This window comes from Microbacterium memoriense (assembly GCF_025398275.1).
GTDB classification, from domain to species: domain Bacteria; phylum Actinomycetota; class Actinomycetes; order Actinomycetales; family Microbacteriaceae; genus Microbacterium; species Microbacterium memoriense.
On record NZ_JAODOR010000004.1, the window covers coordinates 365,946 to 383,780 of the forward strand.

The 17,835-nt window shown below is 67.1% G+C and carries 18 protein-coding genes; 15 read left to right on the forward strand and 3 right to left on the reverse strand.

Features of this window, described 5'->3' with window-relative positions; all coding sequences use genetic code 11:
* Positions 1-367: 367 nt before the first annotated feature.
* Positions 368-598: a hypothetical protein gene (locus N4R40_RS04535; RefSeq protein WP_261606159.1), complete on the forward strand. Its 231-nt coding sequence runs from the start codon at positions 368-370 to the stop codon at positions 596-598.
* Between the two features lie 322 nt (positions 599-920).
* Here N4R40_RS04535 and N4R40_RS04540 read toward each other — a convergent pair whose 3' ends face one another.
* The gene (locus N4R40_RS04540; RefSeq protein WP_261606160.1) at positions 921-1,580 is read right to left on the reverse strand and encodes a hypothetical protein; all 660 of its coding nucleotides are present in this window, start codon (positions 1,578-1,580) and stop codon (positions 921-923) included.
* Between the two features lie 249 nt (positions 1,581-1,829).
* Here N4R40_RS04540 and ileS point away from each other — a divergent pair, with 249 nt between their 5' ends.
* From ileS to ndk, 4 genes are read left to right on the forward strand one after another with little or no spacing between them, the layout of a single operon-like run.
* Positions 1,830-5,222 carry an isoleucine--tRNA ligase gene (gene ileS / locus N4R40_RS04545; protein WP_261606161.1) on the forward strand — a complete coding sequence of 1,131 codons (3,393 nt, stop codon included), beginning with the start codon at positions 1,830-1,832 and terminating at the stop codon, positions 5,220-5,222.
* Positions 5,219-6,571: a bifunctional folylpolyglutamate synthase/dihydrofolate synthase gene (locus N4R40_RS04550; protein WP_261606162.1), complete on the forward strand. Its 1,353-nt coding sequence runs from the start codon at positions 5,219-5,221 to the stop codon at positions 6,569-6,571. Before ileS ends, N4R40_RS04550 begins: the two co-directional genes overlap by 4 nt.
* Entirely contained in the window at positions 6,559-6,957 is a 399-nt protein-coding gene (locus N4R40_RS04555; RefSeq protein ID WP_261606163.1) for a DUF4233 domain-containing protein, read from the forward strand. Before N4R40_RS04550 ends, N4R40_RS04555 begins: the two co-directional genes overlap by 13 nt.
* Position 6,958: 1 nt before the next feature.
* On the forward strand, positions 6,959-7,372 hold the full coding sequence (ndk, locus tag N4R40_RS04560) for a nucleoside-diphosphate kinase (protein WP_261606164.1): 414 nt from the start codon (positions 6,959-6,961) through the stop codon (positions 7,370-7,372).
* 183 nt (positions 7,373-7,555) lie between these two features.
* Here ndk and N4R40_RS04565 read toward each other — a convergent pair whose 3' ends face one another.
* A complete protein-coding gene (locus N4R40_RS04565) occupies positions 7,556-8,170 on the reverse strand; it encodes a vitamin K epoxide reductase family protein (RefSeq protein WP_261606165.1) in 615 nt (204 codons plus the stop codon).
* 282 nt (positions 8,171-8,452) lie between these two features.
* Between N4R40_RS04565 and N4R40_RS04570 the strand changes: the two genes are divergently transcribed.
* The gene (locus tag N4R40_RS04570; RefSeq protein ID WP_261606166.1) at positions 8,453-10,741 is read left to right on the forward strand and encodes an Rne/Rng family ribonuclease; all 2,289 of its coding nucleotides are present in this window, start codon (positions 8,453-8,455) and stop codon (positions 10,739-10,741) included.
* A 6-nt stretch (positions 10,742-10,747) separates the two neighbouring features.
* Here N4R40_RS04570 and N4R40_RS04575 read toward each other — a convergent pair whose 3' ends face one another.
* Positions 10,748-11,020 carry a DUF4031 domain-containing protein gene (locus N4R40_RS04575; RefSeq protein WP_261606167.1) on the reverse strand — a complete coding sequence of 91 codons (273 nt, stop codon included), beginning with the start codon at positions 11,018-11,020 and terminating at the stop codon, positions 10,748-10,750.
* A 192-nt stretch (positions 11,021-11,212) separates the two neighbouring features.
* Here N4R40_RS04575 and rplU point away from each other — a divergent pair, with 192 nt between their 5' ends.
* The 9 genes from rplU (at position 11,213) to rsfS (ending at position 17,801) form a co-directional block, all read left to right on the forward strand.
* Entirely contained in the window at positions 11,213-11,521 is a 309-nt protein-coding gene (gene rplU / locus N4R40_RS04580; protein WP_261606168.1) for a 50S ribosomal protein L21, read from the forward strand.
* An 18-nt stretch (positions 11,522-11,539) separates the two neighbouring features.
* A complete protein-coding gene (gene rpmA / locus N4R40_RS04585; RefSeq protein WP_261606169.1) occupies positions 11,540-11,803 on the forward strand; it encodes a 50S ribosomal protein L27 in 264 nt (87 codons plus the stop codon).
* Between the two features lie 70 nt (positions 11,804-11,873).
* Positions 11,874-13,397 (forward strand): GTPase ObgE, encoded by a 1,524-nt coding sequence (gene obgE / locus N4R40_RS04590; RefSeq protein WP_261606170.1) that lies wholly within the window; start codon positions 11,874-11,876, stop codon positions 13,395-13,397.
* The gene (gene proB, locus N4R40_RS04595) at positions 13,394-14,227 is read left to right on the forward strand and encodes a glutamate 5-kinase (protein ID WP_261606171.1); all 834 of its coding nucleotides are present in this window, start codon (positions 13,394-13,396) and stop codon (positions 14,225-14,227) included. Before obgE ends, proB begins: the two co-directional genes overlap by 4 nt.
* 31 nt (positions 14,228-14,258) lie before the next feature.
* Positions 14,259-15,527 (forward strand): glutamate-5-semialdehyde dehydrogenase, encoded by a 1,269-nt coding sequence (locus N4R40_RS04600; RefSeq protein WP_261606172.1) that lies wholly within the window; start codon positions 14,259-14,261, stop codon positions 15,525-15,527.
* A gap of 39 nt (positions 15,528-15,566) precedes the next feature.
* Positions 15,567-15,794 carry a hypothetical protein gene (locus tag N4R40_RS04605; protein WP_261606173.1) on the forward strand — a complete coding sequence of 76 codons (228 nt, stop codon included), beginning with the start codon at positions 15,567-15,569 and terminating at the stop codon, positions 15,792-15,794.
* 8 nt (positions 15,795-15,802) lie between these two features.
* Positions 15,803-16,399 carry a nicotinate-nucleotide adenylyltransferase gene (gene nadD / locus N4R40_RS04610; protein ID WP_261606174.1) on the forward strand — a complete coding sequence of 199 codons (597 nt, stop codon included), beginning with the start codon at positions 15,803-15,805 and terminating at the stop codon, positions 16,397-16,399.
* On the forward strand, positions 16,396-17,427 hold the full coding sequence (locus N4R40_RS04615; RefSeq protein WP_261606175.1) for a hypothetical protein: 1,032 nt from the start codon (positions 16,396-16,398) through the stop codon (positions 17,425-17,427). Before nadD ends, N4R40_RS04615 begins: the two co-directional genes overlap by 4 nt.
* Positions 17,424-17,801, forward strand: coding sequence for a ribosome silencing factor (rsfS, locus tag N4R40_RS04620; protein ID WP_261606176.1), 378 nt, complete (start codon positions 17,424-17,426; stop codon positions 17,799-17,801). Before N4R40_RS04615 ends, rsfS begins: the two co-directional genes overlap by 4 nt.
* Positions 17,802-17,835 lie beyond the last annotated feature (34 nt).

Sequence of the window (17,835 nt, forward strand, 5' to 3'; positions counted from 1 at the left end):
CTGTCTCCTCGAGCGATATGTGCGGCACTGTGTGAGCGTGCCTGAGTGTGGATGCCTGGACGAGTCTACCGGCGCGCCGGACGGCGTGATGGGTGCCGCGAGCGTTTCCTCCCCAGCAGGCTGATCCGCACATTCGTCCACAGATCGCGCTGCGCGGGTCGCCCGGGCGCCGCCGACGCGACACGGCGAAGCATGACGATCGACCAAGCTGTCCGCTCTGCTGCTTCGACCGAGAGAGGGGTGGGTGGCCGTGAGGGATGCCGATCCGTTACTTGTCGCCGCGGCGCGCGCGGGGGTCGTGCTCTCGTGCATCACACAAGCACGGCGGCTCGGGTTGTGGATCCTCCGTGGGAGCGATCATCCACACGTGGCGGCAGCGCCCAGCGCGGGTGGAGTTCGTGCGGGCGGGGCGACCGTGCACTGGGCACGCCCAGTCGTGCCCCGGCATCCTGATGCACTCGTCGACAGCGTGGAGAACGTGCTGTCGCTCGTCGCGCACTGTCTGCCGTTCGAGGAAGCGCTGACGGTGTGGGAATCAGCGCTGGACAAGCGACTCGTGACGCTACCCGGGTTGCGGGGGTGCCCAGCGAACGAGTGACATTGCGCATGACGCGGAGCTCATGTTGCTCGTGTGTCACGTGATCCGGGTGGGGTATTCGCAGGTGGTGGACCGATGGCACGAAGTGCAGGCCCTGATCATGCGCGCGGTCGCGCAGGGTGTGCACCTCGCTCGGTGAAGGATGCCGAGGAGATGTCGGATCCTGAGGATCTATCCGGGGCTTTTGGTCCTCAGCATCCCGCATCTCCTCAGGAAACGACGTAAGCCGAAACCGTCGGCGTCGTACCTCTCCCGTTGGCGAGGAGCGACGGGCGATCGGCGTCCGTCATCTCCCGGAGGGAGAGACGCGCGGTTTGCACGATCACGGCGCCAAACGGATGCCGAGGGCTGCGGCGAAGGCGGCACCGTGCAGCTCGGTCTGACGCATGGAGAGGGTCGCACCGGCAAGTCCTCGGGGGTCGGTGAAACGGAGGGCCTCGAGCCCTCGGAGGTCGACGTGTTCGGCGCGAAGCCCGCGGGTGTCGACTTCGTCGATACGGCAGTTGCGGAAGGCGACGCGAGTCAGTCGGGCCTGGGGGATGTCGAGCGCTCCGATTTCGCAGTCCACGACCAGGAGGTCGCTGACAGTGGCGGACGCAAGGTTGAGGTAGTCGATCCGCAGGCCCCGTAGGCTCACGCCGTCCCAGGCAGCGCGGAGGGCGTCGACCGTGGCGATCCGCCCGCCGTCGATCTCCACCGTGCGCCACGCGCTCTCGCGGGCGACGAGTTCGGTCGCACGGAGATCGCCGACCGCGACATCGGTCCATGCCGCACCCGTGGTATCCCACCGGTCGACCTGGGCGCCGTCGATGCGCGCTTCCATCAGTTGCCCGTGCACGTTCGACACCGAGCCCGAGAGATTCTCGATCCGCACGCCGAACAGGTCGCTGCGCGGCTCGAGCCCGGTGTGTGGCGCCAACACGGGAGGAAGGTCCGGGTGGATATCTCGCGGCAGAGTGGGACCGGTACGCGGGCGAGCCATGGCATCCACCCTACGGTGCGCGTCGCGCACCACCCGGGTAGGATGGAGACATCAGCATCGATCCGGACATCACCGGGGAGCTCGCGGAAGAACGTCCCTCCGGACAAGTAGAACCGCGCGGGGCAGGCCCGTCACAGCCGCAGTGAGAGGGGTTCGCCGCATCCGCGTCGGGCAAGCGGGGTGGTACCGCGATCGGAAGATCGTCCTCGCAGGAGCACGCAAGAAGCACGAGCACCTGCTGGAGTGACAATGACCTACCCTCGCCCGTCTGGATCCGCCTTCGGCGCGGCCGCCGATTCCGTCGTGCCCAGCCCACGCTTTCCCGAGATCGAGCGGAACATCCTCGACTTCTGGGAGCAGGACGACACGTTCCGCGCCTCGATTGCGCAGCGCGAGGGCGCCGACGAATGGGTGTTCTACGACGGTCCGCCGTTCGCCAACGGTCTGCCGCACTACGGTCATCTCCTGACCGGTTATGCCAAGGACCTTTTCCCGCGGTTCCAGACGATGCGCGGCAAGAAGGTCGACCGCGTCTTCGGGTGGGACACGCACGGGCTTCCCGCCGAGCTCGAGGCGATGAAGCAGCTCGGGATCACCGAAAAGAGCGAAATCGAGCAGATGGGGCTCGCCGCGTTCAACGCGAAGGCCCGCGAATCGGTACTCGAGTACACGCAGCAATGGCAGGACTACGTCACGCGTCAGGCGCGCTGGGTCGACTTCGAGCGCGGCTATAAGACGCTGGACACGGGCTTCATGGAGTCGGTCCTGTGGGCGTTCAGCGAGCTGTGGGACAAGGGCCTCGCGTACGAGGGCTACCGCGTGCTGCCCTACTGCTGGCGGGACGAGACCCCGCTCAGCAACCATGAACTGCGCATGGACGACGACGTCTACAAGATGCGGCAGGACCCGTCGGTGACGGTCACTTTCCCCCTGGTGGGCGTCAAGGCCGAAACGCTGGGTCTCACCGGAGTGCGCGCGCTCGCCTGGACGACGACCCCGTGGACTCTTCCCACCAACCTTGCTCTCGCCGTGGGTCCCGAGATCACCTATGTCGTCGTCCCGGGCGGGCCCGCCGGTGCCGCAGACGTCCATGAGGACCGCGCCGAGGGGGAGTCGCACCGTTATCTGCTGGCCGAGGACCTCCTCGCCGGCTACGCGAAGGACCTGGGCTACGCCACGGCGGAAGAGGCCCACGCTGCGGTTCAACAGACCGTGCGCGGCGCAGATCTGGCCGATGTCCACTACGACGCGCTCTTCGACTACTACGCCGATGCCGACACGTGGGGGACCGAGAAGGCCTGGCGGATCCTCGTCGATGACTACGTCACGACGACCGACGGCACCGGCATCGTCCACCAGGCTCCGGCCTACGGTGAAGACGACCAGCGGGTGACCGAAGCCGCCGGCATCCCCCTCATCATGAGCTTGGACGACGGTGGACGATTCCTCCCGCAGGTGACCGATGTCGCGGGCGAGCTGTGGATGGATGCCAACCGCCCGCTCATCCGGCTGCTGACGGCCGAGGGGCGCCTGCTGCGCGAAGCCAGCTACGAGCACTCGTATCCGCACTGCTGGCGCTGCCGGAACCCGCTGATCTACAAAGCCGTCTCGAGCTGGTTCGTGCGCGTCACGGCGATCAAGGAACGCCTCGTCGAGCTCAATGAGCAGATCACATGGGCCCCCGAAAACGTCAAGCATGGGCAGTTCGGCAAGTGGCTCGAGGGCGCGCGCGACTGGTCGATCAGCCGCAACCGCTTCTGGGGTTCGCCGATCCCGGTGTGGAAGAGCGATGACCCGACCTACCCGCGGACCGATGTCTATGGGTCGCTCGCCGACATCGAGCGCGACTTCGGCCGTCTGCCGCAGAACGAGGCGGGAGAGGTCGATCTGCACCGGCCGTTCATCGACGAGTTGACCCGCCCGAACCCCGATGACCCGACCGGCCGCTCGACGATGCGCCGTATCGAGGACGTCTTCGACGTGTGGTTCGACTCGGGATCCATGCCCTACGCGCAGGTGCACTATCCGTTCGAGAATCGCGATTGGTTCGACGAACACGCGCCCGCGGACTTCATCGTCGAATACATCGGACAGACCCGCGGCTGGTTCTACGTCATGCACGTGCTCTCGGGCGCGCTGTTCGACCGCCCCGCGTTCACCGGCGTCGCATGCCATGGCATCGTGCTCGGCAGCGACGGACAGAAGATGTCGAAATCGCTTCGCAACTATCCGGACGTCAGCGAAGTACTCGATCGCGACGGTTCGGACGCGATGCGCTGGTTCCTGATGGCCTCCTCGGTGCTGCGCGGGGGCAACCTCATCGTGACCGAAGAAGGCATCCGCGCCGGTGTGCGCGAGTTCCTCCTGCCGCTGTGGAGCTCGTGGTACTTCTTCTCGACATACGCGAATGTCGCCGCCCCCGGCGGATACGACGCACGGTGGCGCACCGACTCGACGAACGTGCTCGACCGGTACATCCTCGCGCTCACGGGCGACCTCGTCCGTGACGTCGCCGCCGACCTCGAGTCGCTCGATTCGACGACGGCCGCTGCGCGCCTGCGTGACTTCGTCGAGGCGTTGACCAACTGGTACATCCGCCGGTCGCGCGACCGCTTCTGGCTGGGCGTCTCGGAAGACCCGGCATCCACCGAGGCATTCGACACGCTCTACACGGTTCTCGAGACACTCACTCGTGTGGCCGCGCCACTGATCCCCCTCGTCGCCGAGCAGGTCTGGCAGGGACTCACCGGTGGACGAAGCGTCCACCTGCAGGACTGGCCCGACGCGGATGCGTTCGCCCAGGCCGAAGACATCCGCACGGCGATGGATACCGTCCGTTCGGTCTCGAGCATCGCCAATGCGCTCCGCAAGAAGGAGGGCAAGCGCGTGCGCCTGCCTCTGCGGCGCCTGACGGTGGTCGTTCCGGATGCCGGTGATCTCGCGCAGTTCGAGGAGATCCTCCGCGAGGAGCTGAACGTCAAGTCGGTCGAGCTCGTCGCCTTCGCCGAGAGCACCGCAGCGGACTACGGCATCACCCACCGTCTCGCCGTGAACGCGCGCGCGGCGGGACCGCGACTCGGCAAACAGGTGCAGCAGGTCATCGGTGCCGCGCGCGCCGGTGACTGGTCGCAGACGGAGGGCGTCGTCACGGCCGGCGGCGTGGCACTGGAGCCGGGGGAGTACGAACTCGTCCTGGAGACGACGGGGCGCCCCGAGGGCGAGGCGCTCGCGATCATCCCGGAGGGCGGTTTCGTTCTCCTGGACACGACCACGACGCCGGAATTGGAAGCGGAAGGGCTCGCGCGCGACATCATCCGCGCCGTCCAGGACACACGCAAGGCAGCGGGGTTCGATGTGAGCGACCGCATCCACCTGCAGCTGCTTTTCGCCTCACCCGCCGACGCCGATGCGGTGAGCGCCGCGTTCGAGACCGCTGACGTCGCGGGCGAGACTCTCGCGCTCCAGCACACGCTGGCCGTCATCGGTCGCGATGTGCACCTCCCCGCGGACGCCTCGGCGGACGTCTGGCATCCGCTGGCCTTCGGCGCCGTCCCGGAGCACGTCGGCTTTGTCACCGCCGGACAGTACGCGAATGAGGGCGGCATCCACGTCGCCGTGACACGGATCGGAGGCGGTGCATGAGCGACCGTACGAGAGCGGATGCCGTCTACTCGGCACTCTTCACCCGCCAGGGCGAGCAGTGGGTACAACCCCGCGTCGAGCGCACCCGACGCGTGCTGGAGCTGCTCGATGACCCGCAGCGCACCTACCGTGTCGTCCACGTGACCGGAACCAACGGGAAGACATCCACGAGCCGGATCATCGAGTCGATCGTGCGTGCGCACGGACTGCGCACGGGGCTGTTCACGAGCCCGCACCTGGAACGCTTCACGGAGCGGATCATGATCGACGGTGAGCCGATCGACGACGGCCTCGTGGCGGACGCCTGGGACGAGATCTCTCCGTTCGTGGACCTGGTCGATGCTGAGCTCTCCGCGAGCGGTGACGCAACGCTGACCTTCTTCGAGCTGCTGACCGTGCTCGCGTTCGCCGCTTTCGCCGACGCGCCGGTGGATGTCGCCGTGATCGAGGTGGGTATGGGCGGATCGTGGGATTCGACCAATGCGGCCGACGGAGATGTCGCGGTGTTCGCGCCGATCAGCCTCGATCATCAGGACCGCCTCGGCGAGACGATCGAGGAGATCGCCGGTGTGAAGGCCGGCATCATCAAACAGGGCGCTGCAGTCGTATCGGCTCAGCAGCTCCCGGAGGCGGCGCAGGTCCTGCGTGCGGCGGCTGCGGCCCGAGAAGCCACGCTCGCAGGTGAGGATGACGCCTTCGCCGTCACTGACGCGCACCTCGCCGTCGGCGGCCAGATGGTGTCGGTGCGCGGCCTTGCCGGCACGTACGACGATCTCTACCTACCGCTCTACGGCGCACACCAGGGACACAATGCCGCCCTGGCGATCGCTGCGGTCGAGTCGTTGATCGGTGGGGGAGCCCAGCCGATCGCGCCCGATGTCCTCACGGACGGTCTCGCTCAGGTGACGTCGCCCGGGCGGCTGCAACTCATCGGTGTCGCCCCGACGGTTCTCGTCGACAGCGCCCACAATCCGCACGGAGCGGATGCGCTCGTCCGCGCCCTCGGGCAGTCCTTCGACTTCGACGAGTGGGGCATCGTCCTCGGCGTGTTCGCAGACAAGGACGTGGCCGGAATCGTCGCCCGCCTGGCGCCGGCGGCGGCGCATGTGTTCGCGACCGCGCCCGACTCCGAGCGTGCCGCCGAGGCCGATGAAGTCGCCGACCTCGTCGAACCGACCGGAATTCCGGTGACGGTCCACCGTGACCTCGATGAGGCCGCGGAAGCGGCGCGCGCGTGGGCCGCGGCATCCGACCGACGAGCCGTCGTCATCGCGGGAAGTGTCGTTCTCGCCGGCGAAGCCGTGCAGCTTGCCGCCGCTCAGGATTGGAAGGACGGGTGGCGGGCGTGACCGGGCGCCAGCGGCGTGTCCGCGGCGCGGAAGAATCGCTCGCGGCAGTGGTACTCGGCTTCGAATCGATCGTGGTCTTCCTCGGCGGCTTGGCGCTCTACGGCCTCAATCAGGTGCCGGCCGGAATCGCGCCCTGGTGGGGGATCGTGGCCGGTGCCGTGCTCGCGCTCCTCATGATCGCCACCACGGGTGTTCTGCAGCACCGCTGGGGAATCGGCCTCGGCTGGGTGTGGCAACTCGTGCTCGCCCTCGGCGGGTTCCTCGTTCCTGCCCTCGCCGTCGTCGCGCTCATTTTCGGTGCGATGTACGCGTATGCGACGATCAAGGGCGGAGCGCTGGACCGCCGAAACGCGCACCGCGCCGATCCCGCAACGAACGGAGACTGATATGCCCACGGAAGAAACCCTCGTCCTCGTCAAGCCGGACGGTGTTGCCCGCGGCTTGACCGGCGCGATCCTTCACCGCATCGAAGCCAAGGGTTACGCGCTCGTCGACATCAAGCTCGTCGAGCCCGACCGCGACCTGCTCGAGCAGCACTATGCCGAGCACGCGGGAAAGCCCTTCTACGAGCCGCTCCTGGATTTCATGCTGTCCGGCCCGTCTGTCGCAATCCGGCTCGCCGGCAACCGCGTGATCGAAGGATTCCGCTCCCTCGCCGGCACGACCGATCCGACGACGGCGGCTCCCGGCACGATCCGCGGGGATTTCGGCCGCGACTGGGGACTCAAGGTCCAGCAGAACCTTGTGCACGGCAGCGACAGCCCCGAGTCGGCGGCACGCGAACTCCAGATCTGGTTTTGAGCGCGGGTGGTCGTGACACACGACCACCGATGCGGGTAGCCGTGATCCACTCCAGATCAGTGGATGCTCGCCACCGGCGGGCGTCCAGGTGGCGCGATCTGCCGCTTGGAGCCGCAGATACCGACAGTTTGCGCCCCTCAGCAGGCCCCAGCGGCGATCAGCGGGCCAGCCGAACCTCAGGTGTCAGAAGATGATGTCGACGAGCTGAGGGATCGCGTCGAGTCGTATTTGCGCGAGGAGCAGGACGATCGCGTACGTCACGATCGCCATCAGCGGCACCCAGGACGTGAGTGCCGCTCCTGCCGCACGCACCTTCTGTGACCGTGACACGGCACCGGAGCGGAGCATGTGCACCCAGACGGCGTAGAACGTGGGGATCGTGACGAGCCACGTCACCATGCACCACGGGCAGAGAGTGCTGAGCACGAAGATGCTCTGTCCGATGAGCCAGAGGACGAATCCAAAGGCGAACGTGATGCCTGCGGCAAAGGCCCACCAGAACCACCGGGCGAAGCGAGCGCCGGCCAGGATCGCCATGCCGACCACGAGCGGCGCGACCCAGCCCGCGAGCCCCAGGACCGGGTTCGGGAAACCGAACACACTGCCCTGCGGCGAATCGAGGTTGGCAGAGCACTGCACGATCACACTGAAGTCGCAGGAAGCCGCATCGGTCGGATTCACCAGCTTGTCGAACTTTTCGATCGTGAGCGCGAACGCGGCGATCCAGCCGATCACACCGGCGATCACCATCCAGATCGCCAACACGGTCGGGCGAGCAGTGACGGGGCGTGAAGGCATGCCGCGATTATCCCATTCGCGCATCGCCCCCAGCTGGATGCCTCGGCGTTCGCGCAATCGGAACGGGATAGTGCGATAATGAACGGTGATACCCCGCGGCCGCGCCGCGAACGAGTATCACCGAAGACTTCGGGCGATGAACGCCCTAGGCAGCACGAGCCTCAGCCCATGAGCGGGCTCACGTTGCAGACCTGATGAGTTCGCGGGCCCTCCGGAACGGAGCGGCACCGCCAGATTTTCGTAGGACGGCACGCGGAGCCGTCCCGCTAGGAGCAGCCAGAGATGGCCGATGAGCACAATGACCAGCCCACTCCGACCACCGACGACGCGCCCGAGCTGACTGCCGAGCCGACGCTCGCAGACGCCGAGATCGCCGCCGTGGTGGCCGACGTCGCTGCCGTCGAGGGAGAGTCCTCGGCGGGAGCCACGGACGCGTCGGAGGACGTCGACGTCGAGGCGGCCGCCGGCGAAACCGCCGCTGCGGAGCCCGCCGCAGAGGTCCCGACTGATCCGCAACCGGTCACCGCCGTGACACTGGGCCTCATCCCGGAGACGTTCGTGTCCGCGGTGTCGACGCAGTTGTTCTTCCATGCACCGCCGCCACTCGCGGTGCCCACGCGCGTGGATGGGCGCGATGAAGAGACACCCGAGTCGTCCGCGAGTGCGCGTCGTCGTACCCGCCGTCGCACGGGAGGCACCTCGGGTGAGGCTGATGACGCCCCCGCGCAGCAGCAACAGCCCGCTCAGCAATCCACCCCGCCGCGTCGCCGCGCGGTCGAACTCATCACCGAGCCGCAGCGCATCAAGGGATCCACGCGCCTCGAGGCGAAGAAGCAGCGTCGTCGCGACGGACGTGAGGCCGGGCGTCGTCGCACGGTCGTCACGGAAGCGGAGTTCCTCGCGCGTCGCGAAGCCGTCGATCGCGACATGATCGTGCGCTCCAAGAACGGCCGCATCCAGATCGCCGTTCTCGAGGACAACGTCCTCGTCGAGCACTACGTCGCCCGGAGCCAGGAATCGTCGCTCATCGGCAACGTCTACCTCGGTCGGGTGCAGAACGTCCTCCCGAGCATGGAGGCGGCCTTCGTCGACATCGGCCGTGGCCGCAACGCCGTCCTCTACTCCGGTGAGGTCGACTGGGATGCTGTGGAAACCGGCAACCAGCCTCGCCGTATCGAACTGGCGCTCAAGTCGGGGGACCGCGTCCTGGTCCAGGTCACCAAGGACCCGGTCGGACACAAGGGTGCTCGTCTGACGAGCCAGATCTCGCTTCCCGGCCGGTATCTCGTCTACGTCCCCGGTGGCGCGATGAACGGTATTTCCCGAAAGCTCCCCGATACCGAGCGCGCACGTCTCAAGCGGATCCTCAAAGAGGTGCTGCCCGAGTCGAGCGGTGTCATCGTGCGTACCGCGGCCGAGGGTGCGACGGAAGACCAGCTCACCCGTGACGTGCAACGCCTCACCGCCCAGTGGGAGCACATCTCGAGCCAGGTCGAATCGATCCAGGCGCCGGCTCTGCTGCACGCCGAGCCCGACCTCCTGGTCAAGATCGTGCGTGACGTCTTCAACGAAGATTTCACGAAGATGCTCATTCAGGGCGAAGACGCACACCAGACGATCACCGCGTATCTGTCCGGCGTCGCCCCGGACCTGCTCGAGCGCATCGAGAAGTACGAGGACGACCAGGACCCGTTCGATCGGTTCCGTGTGAGCGAACAGATCGAGAAGGCGCTCGACCGCAAGGTCTGGTTGCCGTCGGGTGGATCGCTCGTGATCGATCGCACCGAGGCGATGACGGTCGTCGACGTCAATACCGGCAAGTTCGTCGGCACGGGCGGCAACTTGGAAGAGACCGTCACGAAGAACAACCTCGAGGCTGCCGAAGAAATCGTCCGTCAGCTGCGGCTCCGCGACATCGGCGGGATCATCGTGGTCGACTTCATCGACATGGTGCTCGAGTCGAACCGCGATCTGGTGCTGCGCCGTGTGGTGGAATGCCTCAGCCGCGATCGCACGAAGCACCAGGTCGCAGAGGTGACTTCTCTCGGCCTCGTCCAGATGACGCGCAAGAAGCTCGGCCTCGGGTTGCTCGAGACCTTCAGCGAGGCGTGTGAGGTGTGTGCCGGCCGCGGTGTGATCGTCCACCACGATCCCGTCGTCAAGCACCGCACCGGTCCGCAGGCACAGCAGAGCGGCGGGCGTCGTCCGCGTCAAAACAGCGCGCCGGCTCCCTCCACGGGTTCGAACGCGACCGGCGGCACACACGTGATCACCGAGGGCGCCAAGTCGGCGCTCGCGCAGATCGCGGCATCCACCATCCACACCGTGACGGAGGACGCCGTCGCCGAGCCGATCGTCGAAGTCGCGCCCGAGCGCCCGAAAAAGGTGCGCAAGAAGCGTGAGCCTGCCGCGACGGAGAACCGCCCGCGCACGGAGAAAGACCTGCTTCTCGACTCGGTGCTCAGCGCCCTGCCCGAACCCAAGGCTCCGGGCCAAGGCCGAGGGCGTCGTCGCGTGACGACGGCGGGCCTGACCGGGACGCCCGTCGCCACGGCGGCGAGCGAGGACTGAATCGGCCTAGCGGGCGCGGCGTTCGCGCGCCGTGACCCGCAGGCCCGAGGCGATCAGTCGCCGCACGAGGTCGTGCCCCGAGACGTGCTCGGCGCCGCCGGTGATCAACCTCGGCACGGCGTCCTCGGGCACGTCGTAGTGATCGAGGTCGAACGCACGACGCGGAATTCCATGGGTCTCCGCGAAGGCGTGGAGCTCGTCGAGGTCGCTGTCGCTGACCAGATGGGCCCACAAACGGCCGTGTGCGGGCCAGCGTGCGTCGTCGATGAGAATGCCCATGTCGATTCATCTTAGAGATCGCCGCGACACGCCAGACGGGTGCTTTTGCCCGATTGCCCGGCATCCGGTAAAGTAGACCCTTGGTGCGCCGTGTACCCCTCTGTACCTGTGAGTCGAGGGCCGCACCAAAGACTTCCCAGTCTCACAAAGACAATCGGAGCCGTGCGCTCCAACAGAAGAAACAGGTGTGAAGTGGTTTACGCAGTTGTGCGCGCCGGTGGCCGTCAGGAAAAGGTTGAGGTCGGCACGATCGTCGTTCTCGATCGTCAGAAGGCGAAGGTCGGCGAGAAGCTCGAGCTTCCCGCCGTTCTGTACGTCGACGGCGATGCCGTCACGACGGATGCCGACAAGCTCGCGAAGGTCACCGTGACCGCCGAGGTCCTCGGTGAAGAGCGCGGCCCCAAGATCGTGATTCAGAAGTTCAAGAACAAGACCGGCTACAAGAAGCGCCAGGGGCACCGCCAGGACCTCACGCGCGTCAAGATCACCGGCATCAAGTAAGTCTCGGGAGACGTAGAGATGGCACACAAAAAGGGCGCAAGCTCCACCCGTAACGGTCGTGATTCCAACGCTCAGCGCCTCGGCGTGAAGCGCTTCGGCGGCCAGAAGGTCCTCGCCGGCGAGATCATCGTCCGCCAGCGCGGCACGCACTTCCACCCCGGCGCCAACGTCGGCCGTGGTGGCGACGACACGCTGTTCGCCCTCGAGGCCGGCGCAGTCGAGTTCGGCCAGAAGGGCGGCCGCAAGGTCGTCAACATCGTGTCGCTGGTCGCGGCCGAGTAACGCACACACAATCCTGTGATGAGGGGCGGGCTTCGGCCCGCCCCTCTCTCATTTCCCCAAGGAGAACTCCATGGTCACCTTCGTCGATCGCGTGACGCTGCACTTGCGCGCGGGCAAGGGCGGCAACGGATGCGTCTCCGTCAAGCGCGAGAAGTTCAAACCGCTGGCCGGTCCGGATGGCGGTAACGGCGGGCACGGCGGCGACGTCGTCCTGGTCGCGGACCCGCAGGTGACGACGTTGCTGTCCTACCACCACTCGCCCCACCGCTCGGGTGACAACGGCGGGTTCGGCATGGGCGACCACCGATCCGGCGCCAACGGCGAGAGCGTCGAACTGCGCGTGCCGGTGGGCACCGTGGTGAAGGATGCCGCCGGTGAGACGATCATCGACCTCGTGGTCCCGGGCATGCGCTACGTCGCCGCTCCCGGGGGACAGGGCGGGCTCGGCAACGCTGCGTTGGCAAACCCCAAGCGCAAGGCACCCGGATTCGCGTTGCTCGGCACGCCCGGATGGGAAGGCGATGTCTTCCTCGAGTTGAAGACGGTCGCCGACGTCGCTTTGGTCGGGTATCCATCTGCAGGCAAGTCGAGCCTCATCGCAGCGCTCTCCGCAGCCCGGCCGAAGATCGCCGACTATCCGTTCACCACCCTGCACCCGAACCTCGGTGTCGTGCAGGCCGGCGACATCCGCTACACCGTCGCTGACGTGCCGGGGCTCATCGAGGGCGCCAGTGAGGGCAAGGGGCTCGGACTGGAGTTCCTCCGTCACGTCGAGCGCTGCACGACCCTCGTGCATGTTCTGGATTGCGCGACGCTCGAGCCGGGACGCGACCCGCTGTCCGATCTTGATGTCATCCTCGCCGAACTCGGCAATTATCCGGTGCCGGAGGGACAGCTGCCGCTTCTGGAGCGTCCGCAGCTCATCGCTCTGAACAAGATCGATGTGCCCGAGGCGCAGGACCTCGCCGACCTTGTGCGACCCGATCTGGAAGCGCGCGGCTATCGGGTGTTCGACATCTCCACGGTCAGTCACGCAGGTCTTCGCCAGCTGTCGTTCGCACTGGCCGACATCATCGCGCAGCACCGCGCGGTCCTCGCGGCCACGCCCGAACCGGAGCGGGTCGTCATCCGCCCGAAGGGGTCGGTGAAGGAGTTCGAGATCCGCGTCGAGGGCGGTACCTACGGCAACATCTACCGCATCCTCGGCGACAAGCCGGTGCGTTGGGTCCAGCAGTGTGACTTCCAGAACGAAGAGGCCGTCGGCTTCCTCGCCGACCGACTCGAGAAGCTGGGCGTGGAAGACGAACTCTTCCGCGTCGGCGCGATCGCCGGATCGACGGTTGTCATCGGCGAAGGCGATGCGATCGTCTTCGACTGGCACCCGGCGCTGTCGTCGGCGGCCGAACTGATGACCGCGCCCCGTGGCACCGACCCGCGCCTGGATCTCAACCCGCGACGGACGACCGCGCAGCGCCGTGACTGGTATCACGAGCGCATGGATGCCAAGGCGGACGCCCGCGCCGAGCTCGAGGCGGAACGCATCGCTGTGCGGCGCGCTCAGGGAACCAACGCTGTGGAGGACGAGCAGGAGTGAGCGTGCAGGATCGTGCGGGCCTCGTCGGCGCGCGCCGTGTCGTCGTCAAAGTCGGCTCGTCCTCGATCAGCGGAGAGAACGCCGGGAAGATCCAGCCGATCGTCGAAGCCCTCGCCGCCGCCCACGCACGCGGCACCGAGGTCGTGCTGGTCTCATCCGGAGCCATTGCGACGGGCATGCCCTACCTCGCTCTGGAAGAACGGCCCGTCGACCTTGCGACACAGCAGGCAGCCGCCGCGGTCGGGCAGAACGTGCTGATCTATCGTTACCAGGACGCGCTGCGCCCGTTCGAGATCGTGGCCGGTCAGGTTCTGCTCACGGCCGGTGATCTGGAGAACCCGACGCACCGCTCGAACGCGCGCCGGGCGATGGAGCGACTCCTGGGGCTGCGCATCCTCCCGATCGTCAACGAGAACGACACCGTCGCGACGCACGAGATCCGCTTCGGTGACAACGACCGGTTGGCGGCGCTGGTCGCGCAGCTCATCGGAGCGGACGCCCTGGTGCTGCTGAGCGACATCGAGTCGCTCTACACGCGCCCGCCGAGCGAACCCGGCGCACGTCCGATCGACGTCGTGGCGCACGACGACGACATGAGCGGGTTCGAGTTCGGCTCGGTCGTCGTCAACAGTGTCGGCACCGGGGGAGCGGCGACGAAAGCTTCTGCCGCGCGCCTGGCCACCGCATCCGGAATCGGTGTACTGGTCACCAGCGCTGATCTGGTCGCCGACGCTTTGGAGGGCGCCCAGATCGGAACGTGGTTCGCACCTGCTCCCGGCGTCACTCCCGCCAGCGCGACCGGCTCGGTGCGCGCGGTCTCCGTATCCTGACCGGCCGCGAACGGCTCGGTAGACTGGCGCGATGACCACGACTGCCACGATCGCCGCCACCGCACACGAGCGCCTCGTGCTCGCGAAGGACGCGTCCCGGCAGATCGGCCTCCTCACAGACGAAGCCAAGGCCGAAGCCCTGCGCGCGATCGCTGACGCCGTTGCGGGCGCCGCGGATCGGATCATCGCCGCCAACGCGGACGATCTCGAGCGCGGCCGGGCGAACGGGATTTCCGACGGCCTCGCCGACCGCCTCCGGCTCGATCTCCCGCGTGTGCACTCCCTCGCCGCCGCAGTGCGCGATGTCGCCGATCTGCCGGATCCCGTCGGCCGCATCCTCGAGGAGCGGGTGCTCTCCAACGGAGTGCACTTGCAGAAGGTGGCGGTGCCGTTCGGTGTCGTCGGCTCGATCTACGAAGCGCGCCCGAACGTGACGGTCGACATCGCCGCACTCGCACTTCGGTCCGGCAATGCGGTGGTGTTGCGGGGTGGCACGGCCGCACAGCAGACGAACGCGGCGCTCGTCGCCGTCATGCGTGCCGCGTTGGATGCGCTGGGCATCGACCCGGAAGCGATCCAGACGGTCGATGACTTCGGCCGCGACGGAGCGCACGCCCTCATGCAGGCGCGCGGTCTCGTCGACGTCCTCGTGCCGCGCGGCAGTGCGGAACTGATCGAGACGGTCGTCACCCAATCTTCCGTGCCGGTGATCGAAACCGGTGCGGGGGTCGTGCACATCGTCCTCGATGAGTCGGCACCGGTGGAGTGGGCCGAGCGGATCATCGTCAACGCCAAGGCGCAGCGCCCGAGCGTCTGCAATGCGGTCGAGACCGTCCTCGTCCTCCGGGGCGGGGCGGAGCGCCTCATTCCGCCGGTGTCGGCCGCACTCCGGGCGGCGGGAGTGACCATCCACGGTGACGAAGAGGTGCGTGCCTTCGTTCCCGAGGCCATCCCCACGACCGAAGCCGACTGGTCGACCGAGCACATGAGTCTCGATGTGTCACTCCGGATCGTCGACGATCTGGATGCTGCTCTCGCCCACATCCTGCGCTACTCGACGCACCACACCGAGTCGATCATCACGACCGATGAGAAACACGCCGAGCGTTTCCTGGCCGAGGTCGATTCTGCTGTCGTCATGGCCAACGCGTCGACCCGGTTCACCGACGGGGGCGAGTTCGGCTTCGGCGCCGAGGTGGGCATCTCCACCCAGAAACTGCACGCGCGCGGCCCGATGGGCCTGCCCGAACTCACGAGCACCAAGTGGCTCGCTCGTGGCGCCGGGCAGATCCGCCCCTGACCGCCTAAGCTGGATGAACCCGACCCGAACGGAGTACGAATGACTTTCGCCACGATCGTCGCCCTCGCCTCAACCGAGGTAGCAGAGCACGGCAACGTCCAGGCCGAGACGTTCATCTTCGGCGTGATCGCCTTCGTCGTCTTCCTCGCGCTCGGCGCGGTGACACTGTCTTACCGCAACGTCGCCAACCGCCACGCGCACAAGGCCGACGCCTACGCGAAGGCGAGCCCGGTCGACCATTCCCAGGCGGGACACGGCCACCACTAGGCCGCCCGATGTCTTCTGCGCGTGCCCCGCGGATCGGGGTGATGGGCGGCACGTTCGACCCGATCCATCACGGGCACCTCGTCGCCGCGAGTGAAGTGGCGCAGTCTTTCGGACTCGACGAGGTCGTTTTCGTCCCGACCGGTCTGCCCTGGCAGAAAGACAAAGTCACCGAGAGCGAGCATCGATATCTGATGACGGTGATTGCGACCGCGTCCAACCCGCGATTCACCGTGAGTCGCGTCGACATCGACCGCGGCGGACCCACCTTTACGATCGACACGCTCCGCGATCTGAAGGCGGCGCGTCCCGACGCCGATCTGTTCTTCATCACGGGCGCCGACGCCATCGCGCAGATCATCGGCTGGCGCAACCACGACGAGCTGTGGGAACTTGCTCACTTCGTGGCTGTGTCCCGGCCCGGACACGTTCTCAGCACCGAGGGGCTCCCGAGTGAAGACGTCAGTCAGCTCGAGATCCCCGCACTGTCGATCTCATCCACGGACTGCCGCGCGAGAGTTCGTCGGGGTCACCCGGTGTGGTATCTCGTTCCCGACGGCGTCGTCCAATACATTGCGAAGCACGACCTTTACCGGAGCGAGGCATGAGCACACCCGACCAGCCCGATTCCCCACAGCTGACACGTCGTCAGCTGCGTGAGTTGCGCAACACCGCATCCACGCCCATCATCACGCCTGAGGATCTCGCAGGCGCTGAAGCGGAGGCAGCCGCGGCCAACGCGACAGAAATCGAGACGCCGGCGCCGGTTGCGGCTCCGCTCGCGCGGGCTGCCGAGCCCACCGCCGTCGCCGATGCGCCGCCGCCGGCCGCGGACGTCGATCTCGATTCGCCCGCGCTCACGCGGCGTCGCGCTCGTCAGCAAGAGCGCATCCGCACGGCGTCCGTGCCGATCGTCTCCGAGTTCGGTCCCCTCGCCGCGGTTCCGGTCGAGGCGGCACCCGACGCCACGGAAGCCGCGGGGGAGTCCTCCGCCGATGACGTGTCGCCCGACGTGGAGTCCAACGAGTCACCCGAGGTCGTGGAGGCCGAAATGGTGCCTCCGAGCGACGGTGAATCACGTGTCGAACGGGACGAAGAGCAGCCGGGAGAGGATGAGGAGCCTGCCCCTCGGCCGGTGATCGCACCGACGTTCGGTTCGGGTCTCTTGACCGGGCAGGCCGTCGAGGTGGAGCTCCCGGCATCCTTCGATCAGCTTCTGTCGCGCGGCTCGGGGGCGACCGGTTCGCTCGCGGCGACGAACGCGCTCATTCTTTCGCAGACGCCGGAGACCGGGTCGTTCGCATCGCCGGTCACGGCGACCGGCGAAGTCCTGATCACCGGCACATTCAATCTGCCGGACCATTTCGGTTCCACCGGCACGGTTCCCGGGACGGCAGACGGCAAGGACGTCGACGCCGTGCTGATCGACGGCGAACTGCCCGCATCTTCTTCCCCCACGCCGATCGCTGCGAGTGCCGCGATCAGCACCATCAAGAGCGCTGAAGACATCATCAAGCCGCCCGCCCCGGAGAAGGGTGGTCGACTCATGTTGGCCCTCGTCATCACCGCGGGAGCGTTGGCCCTCGCGCTGACCGGCGTACTGATCGTCGCGCTCGTCACCGGAGCATTCTCATGACCGCATCTGACCACACCCACGAGATCGTCCAGATCGCCGCCCGCGCGGCCGAGAGTAAGGGCGGCGAGGACCTCGTCGCCTTCGATGTCTCCGAGCCGTTGCCGCTCGTGGACGCTTTCCTCCTCATCACCGGTAACAGTGAGCGGAACGTCGCCGCGATCGCCGACGCCATCGAAGAGGCCATGCTCGAGGTGGGCGTGAAGCGGTTGCGCCGCGAGGGTCGCCAGGAATCGCGCTGGGTCCTGCTCGATTTCGGTGATCTCGTGGCCCACGTGTTCCACGAGCAGGAGCGCATCTTCTACGGCCTCGAGCGCCTGTGGAAGGACTGCCCGATCATCCCGATCACGGCGGATGCAGGGGCCCCCGCAAGCTGACCCGTGTTCGTCGGCGGCCGCTCGATGTAGTAAG